Source organism: Mesorhizobium carmichaelinearum, assembly GCF_900199455.1.
In the GTDB taxonomy this organism is placed as follows: domain Bacteria; phylum Pseudomonadota; class Alphaproteobacteria; order Rhizobiales; family Rhizobiaceae; genus Mesorhizobium; species Mesorhizobium carmichaelinearum.
Genome location: NZ_FZQR01000002.1, coordinates 737,095 through 745,691 on the forward strand (window position 1 = coordinate 737,095; position 8,597 = coordinate 745,691).

The following is an 8,597-nucleotide window of genomic DNA, read 5'->3' on the forward strand; positions in this document are numbered from 1 at the left end:
TGCCTCACTCGTCTGCCGACCTGCCGATAGGGCAGCGTGATCCGGCTCGAGCCCTGCTTGCCCTGACCGGCCGCATGAGGCTCGCGATCATGGCGGGAGCGGCATTGCTGGCCGTTCTGACGTCCGGCGAAGCGCGCGCCGAATTCACGGTCTGCAACCAGACACTCGACGTCGTCAATCTCGCGGTCGGCCAGAAGGTCGACAATGCGGACCAGACCGACGGCTGGTGGACCATCGGCGCCAATCAATGCGTCAACGTCATCCGCGAGGAACTGACGAACCGCTACGTCTACATCTATGCGACTGATGTGTTCGGCCATGCGATCCTGACCGGGTCGACCGAGATGTGCATCGAGCGGCGGCGGTTTTCGATCCGCGGCATCGACGAATGCTGGCAGCGCGGCCACATCGCGGCGCAATTTCTCGAAGTCGATACGCTCGAACAGGTGCGGTGGACCTTCTTCCTGACCGGAAGCAACCCGTGACGCACAGTATCGACACCAGCTTCAGAGAGAAAAAACAGGCGCGCGCCGCACTGCGCAGGCGCACGCTTTGGCGCAGGCTGATTGCCGGGTTCGCCTTGGTTGTCCTGCTTTCCATCGCCGCCGGTTTCTACCTCACCGCGGACTATTGGTCGTTTGGCGACGAAGACGAAGAATTGCACGCGGTCGAAGGTGTGGACGATGTGCCGGCCGATGCATCCGTCTATGTGCCTGCCATCATCGACCTGGCGGGGGATCCGATGTGGATTACGCTAGCGCCCGATGCCGACACGGCAAGCAAGGGCCATACGGTGGCGCGCCCGGCCGAGCTTGACAGTTCCGGCGCCTCGCCGCAGATCGAGATCCTCACCGACGTGATGCTGAGTGCCAGCGAAAAGTTCATGACGACGATCCCGTCGACGCAGGAGGACTTCGCGTTCTTCCAGGCACAGCGGCGGACCGCTCCGACATCTCCGGCTGCCGCACCCACCGAGCAGGCCGCTCCGCCTGCCCCGGCGGCGGCACCGAACGACCAGCAGGGCGACCTGGACAATGACCTTCAGGCGGCACCCGAAGCGAGCGAGGCCCCGGCCGGTTCGGCGCCCAAGGCGGATGCCGACGACCCGGAGGCCGGCTGGGGAGAGACCATCGATCAGGGCGAAGCAGCGCTGCCCGCCTTCAAGAAGACCCAGATCGAGAACAATACGACCGTCGCAACCGTGACCAGCGAGTACCAGCGCTTCGAGGCGACCGAAGACACGTTCGTGAAGATCCTCAACGACCGCAGCCTGGACAGTGTTGCGCTCGATGCACATTTTTCCGCCGACGACGCCAAGCTCGCAGGCGAGGCGCTGAAGAGCCTGTTCAACCGCGACAGCCTGGAGCCGGGTTATGTCGTTGCCATGCGCGGATTCCGGCCGAACCGCGAGACGACGACAATGTCGCTCATGCAGGTTTCGATCTACGCCAAGAATGTCTTTGTCGGCACGCTGACGCGCAATGCCGCGGGCGCCTTCGTGTCCGGCGTCGACCCCTGGGTGCGCGAGGACCTGTTCAACTATTCCGGTACCGATCAAGGCGGGCCCAAGCGGCAATACCGCCTGCTCGACGCGATCTATTCGACGGCCGCGCGCAACAAGGTTCCAACCGGCGTCATCGGCGAGGCGATCATGTACCTGTCGCGAGGACAGGACCTCGACGCCTTCGCCAGCGAGGACCAGCGCCTGGTGCTGATCTACTCGCAGACGCCGCGCGGCAAGGACGAGACGTCCGGGCGGGTGCTTTATGTCGGCGTCCAGGGCGGTGAGAAGACCATCGACTGTTTCGTCTTCCAGCAGAGCGACGGCCAGTTCGCCTGCGTCACCGGCAATGACGAGGTGCGCTCGCTCAACGTCGCCAACGGCATGGTCACGCCGGTGAACGGGGTGATGACCTCGACCTTCGGCCCGCGCAAGCACCCGATCCTCGGCGTCGTTCGTATCCACAAGGGTGTCGATTGGGCAGCCCCTGTCGGCACGCCGATCATGGCGGCCTTCGACGGCGAGATCAGCTTCCAGGGCGACGGCGGCAGCTATGGCAATCTGGTGAAGATCTCGCATGCGAACGGGCGCGAGACGCGCTACGCGCATATGCAAAGATTCGCCATTGCGAGCGGCGTCGGCACCAAGGTGAAGGCCGGCGACGTCATTGGCTATATCGGCACCACCGGGCTTTCGACCGGCCCGCACCTGCATTTCGAGCTCTACCAGAACGGCGAGGCGATCGATCCGCTGGGGACGGCCACCACGGTCGCCACCTATGACACTGGCAATTCCGGCAATTCCGGCGATGTCGCCGTCGAAACGCTGACCGAGCGGATCGTTCATGTCGAAAGCGGCGGCAGCGCCCGCGCCAAGAACCCGAATTCTTCGGCGACCGGCGCCGGCCAGTTCATAACCAAGACCTGGATCCGGATGATGAACACCTATCGCCCGGAACTTGCGCGCACACTGTCGACCGCCGACTTGCTCGCCTTGCGCTACGACGCCACCATTTCGCGTGAGATGGTGCGCAATCTGGCGCGCGAAGGCGAGGCCTATCTGCGGGCGCGCGGCCACCAGATCACGGCCGGCCGGCTCTATCTCTGTCATTTCCTGGGCATGGAAGGCGCGCACCAGGTGTTGTCCGCGCCAGGTTCGGCGCAACTGAGCGCCGTGCTGGGGTCGGCCGTCATCCAGGCCAACCCGTTTCTCACCGGCAAGACAGCCAGCTATGTGGTGGACTGGGCCGAAAGGAAAATGGGCCAGAAGCTGAGCCGCGTGGCCACCGATGCCACCCCCCCGCCGACGACCACGGAGATCCGCCAGACATCGCCGGAGTTCGAAAAATACAAGCAGGCCGTCACTGCCCTCATCGGCTCGATTCAGAATACGCTTTGAGCCTGCCTGCCACGGCATTGGTCGCTCAGGCCATTTGGCACCACTATTTTCAGGCCCCTCCGTGAACCAAAGCCGCGGTCAAGATCACATACGTCCAGGAGCCATTGTTGGCACAGGCGACCCAGTCGCTGACGAAATCTAGCACCCTGGTAAGTGGAGGGCTGGTCCATGAAAGCGTTCGCGGTCTTTCTGAGCGGGATTATCCTGGTTTTCCTTGCCGGCTTCGGCGCCGAGGCCGCCGCGCCTGACGCCAAGCGCGTCGCGCTGGTGATCGGCAACAGCAACTATGTCCATGCGGTTACCTTGCCCAACCCCGCCAACGATGCCCGCCTCATCGCATCGACGCTGCGCAATGCCGGCTTCGAGGTGATCGAAGGGATCGATCAGGACAATGCAGGCATGCACAGCCTCATCAGCCGGTTCACCGAGCAAGCCTACGACGCCGACCTCGCGGTCATCTTCTATGCCGGTCACGGCATGCAGGTCGACGGCAAGAACTACCTGATCCCGGTCGACGCCGATTTGACGTCGCCGGCCTATCTCAAGACCCGTACCATTCAGATCGACGATTTCATGGCCGCGTTGCCGCCCGACCCGGCGATTGGCGTCATCATCCTCGATGCCTGCCGCGACAATCCGCTGGCAAGGACGCTGGCGGCCTCATTGCCGAAAAGCCGCTCCACCTCGTTGGGCACCGGCCTGGCGCCGGTCGAAGCGAGATCGGACGGCGTCGGTACTGGCGGCCTGCTGATTGCCTATGCAACGGATCCTGGCGCCATCGCTTTCGACGGCGACGGAACCGACAGCCCTTACTCCACGGCGCTCGCCAGGCATCTGACCGAACCCGGCGTCGAAATCCAGAGCGCGCTGACGCGTGTGCGCGGCGAAGTGACCGAAACCACGCAAGGTCGCCAGCGGCCGTGGCACAACGCATCATTGGGACGCGAGGTTTTCCTTGGGAAATCTGTCGCGGCGGCGACGCCGGCCGCAAATCCCGTTGCCGACGCATCGAACGCAGCAGCGACATCCGCTCCTGGCCCTGTCGCCAACGATTCTCCTTCGTGGGAGGTCGAACAACGTCTTTGGGACGAGGCCGTGAAGCACAATTCCGGTCCGTTCTACCAAGCCTATCTCGACCAGTTTCCGAACGGCCGCTTCGCCACCGTGGCACGGCTGAATATCGACGAGTTGAACGATCCGAACGCTCAAAACCGGCAGGTCGCGGCACTCGATACGAACCAGGCGAACGCCGGTTCCGGCTCCGCCGAGCGGACCTCTGTCAGCGTTCCGAACGAGATGAAGCAGACGCCGGGCACAGAGTTGACGGAAAGTGCGATCGGCCTCGACCGCCAGGGCCGCATCGACCTGCAGTTGCGGCTCGAAGCGTTGGGCAACGAGATTGGGCGCATCGACGGAACCCTGGGCTCTCAGACCCGTGAGGCGATCGGCATCTGGCAATCCGACAACGGACTGCCGCAAACCACCTATCTGACGCGCGAGCAACTGGCGTTCCTCGTGATCCAGTCTGATCCGATGATGGAAGCCGTGCGTGCCGGATATGCCGCCGATCAGGCCCGTGCGGCGCAGCCGAAGAAGCCGGTTGTGCAGAAGGCCCGCACGCTCAGGCCGGTGGCACAGAAACCCCGCAAGCAACAACTGGTCGTTTCGAAGTGGCGCAACCGCGAGACCATGGCGCGGCTGGATGATCCTCCGCCACGCCGGCGCGACAACGACTTCCTGACCAAGGCACTGATCTTCGGCGCCGGTGTGGCGATAGGGGGCGTGCTCAAACACTGACGGCTAGAGCAATTCACTGTTTCGCGGGAACATTGAATTGCTCTAACTCTTTGTTTTGACGTAATTCTAGCGCGCTACTGCGTCTTTATCCGCATTTCAACGCGGCGGTTGACCGGATCGTACGGGTTGGGGCTGCGCGGGTTCTTTTCACCCATGCCGATCGCATTGATGCGGCTGGGATCGACGCCGCTGGCCGTCAGGAAGGCTGCCACCGATTTCGCACGCCGTTGCGACAGGCCTTCATTGTAATGCACCGTGCCGGTGGCGTCGGTGTAGCCTTCGACGACGAAGCTGAACGTGCTCAGCCGGTTGTCCTTCAGCGCCTTGGCGAACTCGTCGAGTTCAGCGCGCGCGGTGGTGTCGAGCGTGGCCGAATCCAAGCCGAAATTGATCAGCATATCGAGGCTCGATTTTTCTCCCGGCGCGTCCTTTGCCTTGGTTTTGCTTTTGCACTCCTCCTCAGTGCCGACGCAAATTCCTCGCGACTTGCCGAGGTCGGCGGCGCCAGTAAAAAACTTCACGATGTCTTCCGATTTCTGAACGGGGTCGGCGGAAGCGTGGGTCGAGAAAAACACGACCGCCAACACAAAGGCTGACCTGCCCCACTGCATAGCGGTTACTCCTGTTTGAGCATCCGATTTCGACGGTCGTGACGATACCAAACTTCATGGCAATTGTCTGTCGATAAACGCTGATCGCCACGATCGTGCCAAGGGTGTTGCGGCGGCACCGGGTTGAGACTTGACCAGCGCCCCGCGTGAGGCTTGAGTGGTCAAGGCTTCTCGATGAAAGCGTGGCGATCATGGCCAATGGGCTCCGATTCAAGACGGCACGAGATCTTTTCACGACTTGCCCCGCTATTGCCCGGGACATGAGAACCCTTCCAACCGACCAAAACTCGATCGCGTTTTGCCGCGAGCTGCTCGCCGGACGTGTTCCCGAAGAAGCGATTACCTTCTGTGCCTACCTGCTTCCAGAGCGAGCCGCGGTCTGGTGGGCGCATGAATGCCTGAGCCATCTGACCGAGCTGTTCGATGGGACCGATCAGGAATTGCTTGCGCGTGTTGGCGACTGGGTGGGTGAGCCGGACAATCCCCGCCATCGCTTGGCCGTCAGCACTGCGGCAGTGACACCACCGACAACGCCGGTCGGCTGGATTGCGCTGGCCGCGGGATGGCGGGACAATGGTTCGGCCATGGCCGCGACGACGGCCTTGCAGCCATTTCCTGCTGCCCATGCAGTCAATGCCGGGATTCTGGCCGGACTGGCCCGTGTCGCTCTCGCGGACCGGTTTGCCGTTCTTTCGGCATTTGTCGAAATGGGCATCCAGATGGCCGAGCTCGAGGCACGCCAATCGGCGGATGCCTATTAAAGCCGCCACCCCGACACAAATCGTACTGCCTACTTGCAGCCGCCCTGCGCCCATCTGGCAAGCGCCACCTTGAAGCGTGTTCCCAGCGGATGCTGCAGGCGCAAAACCGAGACATCGTTGGCGGCGAAATTTTTCGCCTGCTCGCACAGCCGGGCCTCGTTCCATTCATGGCAGCCGTCGCAGTGCTTGCCCTCCCAGACCGACTTGTCCAGCCCTTCCACCGGACTGAACAGGGGCTTGCCCTTGATCAGTTCGGCGATGCTCTTGCCGTCGATTGCCGCATCGCCGAAGTCAACCGGATGATCAAAGAGGATCGGGGCATCCGACGCCAGTTTTGGGATTTTCTGGCGCAGCACGTCGAGCGCAAGCTGGTCGTTGCTTTGGCCCGACGCACCTGCCGCGCCGGTGTTGCGCGCGTCGGAGCCGCCTTCGGTCTGCGGCGTGCTTGCCTCGCCCACGATCAATGGCGCATTGAGATCGACCTTGTGCAGGACGACCTCCGTGGTCAGCGAAACATTGAGCCAGGGGCGCTGCTTGCCGGCGGTTGCCTTGAAGACGTCACCGGTCACCCGGTTCATCGCCTCGGTGATGGAGACGTTGGATTCACCGATGTGCTGAAGCAGCGCCGCGGTGAACGGCGAATGTTCGCCCGACCCGTCATAAGCGAGTTGATTGGGGCTGGCGGCGAAGGCGACGAGCGTGCCGGCGCCGCCATTCTCGATCGGGATCTCGGCGAGGCCGCTGCTGGCGCCGTGGACGCCAGCGGTCTTGGCCAGCACTTCGGCGAGAGGATTGTCGCGGCAAGCGTCGAGAAACACCAGCCTGATGCTGGTCTCCCGTGACATCTGGCGCAAAACGAAATCAACCGACACGGCCTCGAAGTCCAGGGAGGTCTCGTCCTCCAGCGCGGCGTCGACCGGAAGCAGGTAGTTCTTGCCCGATACCTGCAGGCCGTGGCCGGCATAGAAGAACAGCGCGATATCGGCACCGCGCACCTGTTTTGCGAACTGGGCGATGGTCGCCTGCGTCTGCGGCTTGGTCAGGTCGAAGCCGGAAACCACCTCGAAGTCGAGCTTCTTCAGGCGTTCGGCCATGGCCTGGGCGTCGCGCACCGGATTGGCGAGGGGTGCCGCGTGCTGATACTGGGCGTTGCCGAGGACAAGGGCGACGCGGCGCTCGGCACTGGCGGCCGTCAACGTCAACAGCAAGGCGAGCAGCGCGAGACCGGCGGCGCGAAAGAGGCCACCGCAACGGGCGATCGGATCGGACCTCACCGCCACCTCAGAGCTTGGTCGCGGAAAATTCGATCCGCCGGTTGAGCGCCTTGTTCTTGGGCGTATCGTTGGCGGCAACCGGACGCTCCTCGCCATAGCCCGCGGAACTGACCTGGTTGCGCGGAATGCCCGCGGCAATCAGGGCGTCGGCAACCGCCTGGGCCCGGCGCTCCGACAACTGCTTGTTCGCCTCCGGCGAGCCGTCGGAATCGGTATAACCGGAGACCTCGACCTTCAGGCTCGGGCATTTTCCGACGACACCTTCGACCTCGGTCAGCAAGGGGCGGCTTTTCGCATCGAGCCGCGCGCTGGCCGGTCGGAAATAGATGGCGCCGGTGCGCGAGAGCACGGCGAACCTGTTCAGGCATTCCTCGTCGCTGAAGTTCGCCTTGGCGGCATCGGTGGCGACCGGACCGACATCGGCCGAACTCGCTGCCGCGGCCGGGGTGGCGGCCGGCTTGCTGCCGTCGGCGGTGAAGACGAAATCGAACGACACCGACGCGGTGGGCACGATGTTGGTGACGTTGGCCGCCTGCTGCAGCTTGTCGATGTTCGGCAGCAGGCCGAAATCCTCGACATGGACAGCGACCGGAGCCTCGGAGGCGACCGACACCATGTTGTCGCTGATCATGGTGACGACGACGCTGGCCTCGAGGTCCTTGTCGACGCCATGCAGGTTGAGGCGGAACGGCAGCGTTGCCTTCACCCTGCGCTTGGTCGCGAGATCGGCGAATGCGGCGGAATCCACCTTCGCCGTTAGTTCGGCGGTCGGGTATTTGAATGTCTCGAAGAACAGGAAGCGCATGCGGACATTGCGCAGGTCGACGCCGGTATCGACCGAATTGAGGTCGAACGTGACCTTGGCATCACCCGCCGCGCTCAGCGTGCCGGAGATGTTCCTGATCTTGTTGGTTTCGACGATCGTGTTCTTCTTGACCGACTGGTAGGTGATCACCGAAGCGGTGGGATCGAGCGTCCAGTTCGGCGCGGCGTTTGCGGCTTGCGATCCGAGCAGCAGCAGTGACGCGACGATCAGCCCAAGAGCCCTTGCGGCTGGGCTCTTCGACGTTGTCTTCAACCAGAATGCGACGACTTCGAACATGGACCGCCCCTGCCCAGGACTACCGTATCGACACCGAACACCGCGTGAATACGATCGAAGCATAGAGCACTTGCACGCTCTTGGCGACCTGCTGTTGGAAGCTCATCCCCAGCCGCCGCCACCGCCACCCGAACCGCCCGTGCCGCCACCACC

At 63.2% G+C, this 8,597-nt stretch carries 7 protein-coding genes; 4 read left to right on the forward strand and 3 right to left on the reverse strand.

The genetic code is table 11. From position 1 onward, the window contains the following. Positions 1-74: 74 nt before the first annotated feature. The 3 genes from CKW40_RS06730 to CKW40_RS06740 all read left to right on the forward strand — a co-directional run bounded on the left by CKW40_RS06730 (position 75) and on the right by CKW40_RS06740 (position 4,696). Positions 75-485, forward strand: coding sequence for a DUF1036 domain-containing protein (locus CKW40_RS06730; RefSeq protein ID WP_179297847.1), 411 nt, complete (start codon positions 75-77; stop codon positions 483-485). Then, positions 482-2,899 carry a M23 family metallopeptidase gene (locus CKW40_RS06735; protein ID WP_095199100.1) on the forward strand — a complete coding sequence of 806 codons (2,418 nt, stop codon included), beginning with the start codon at positions 482-484 and terminating at the stop codon, positions 2,897-2,899. The genes CKW40_RS06730 and CKW40_RS06735 overlap by 4 nt, the downstream gene beginning before the upstream one ends. 168 nt (positions 2,900-3,067) lie before the next feature. Beyond that, positions 3,068-4,696: a caspase family protein gene (locus tag CKW40_RS06740; protein WP_095199101.1), complete on the forward strand. Its 1,629-nt coding sequence runs from the start codon at positions 3,068-3,070 to the stop codon at positions 4,694-4,696. Between the two features lie 74 nt (positions 4,697-4,770). On the opposite strand, the gene CKW40_RS06745 is transcribed toward CKW40_RS06740, so the two are convergent. Continuing rightward, entirely contained in the window at positions 4,771-5,307 is a 537-nt protein-coding gene (locus tag CKW40_RS06745; RefSeq protein ID WP_095199102.1) for an OmpA family protein, read from the reverse strand. Between the two features lie 191 nt (positions 5,308-5,498). Here CKW40_RS06745 and CKW40_RS06750 point away from each other — a divergent pair, with 191 nt between their 5' ends. After that, the gene (locus tag CKW40_RS06750; RefSeq protein WP_179297859.1) at positions 5,499-6,068 is read left to right on the forward strand and encodes a DUF6931 family protein; all 570 of its coding nucleotides are present in this window, start codon (positions 5,499-5,501) and stop codon (positions 6,066-6,068) included. A gap of 29 nt (positions 6,069-6,097) precedes the next feature. Here CKW40_RS06750 and CKW40_RS06755 read toward each other — a convergent pair whose 3' ends face one another. Both CKW40_RS06755 and CKW40_RS06760 read right to left on the reverse strand, forming a co-directional pair. After that, positions 6,098-7,342, reverse strand: coding sequence for a caspase family protein (locus CKW40_RS06755; RefSeq protein ID WP_244571102.1), 1,245 nt, complete (start codon positions 7,340-7,342; stop codon positions 6,098-6,100). Positions 7,343-7,349: 7 nt separating this feature from the next. Then, positions 7,350-8,444: an OmpA family protein gene (locus CKW40_RS06760; protein ID WP_095199104.1), complete on the reverse strand. Its 1,095-nt coding sequence runs from the start codon at positions 8,442-8,444 to the stop codon at positions 7,350-7,352. Positions 8,445-8,597: the final 153 nt, after the last annotated feature.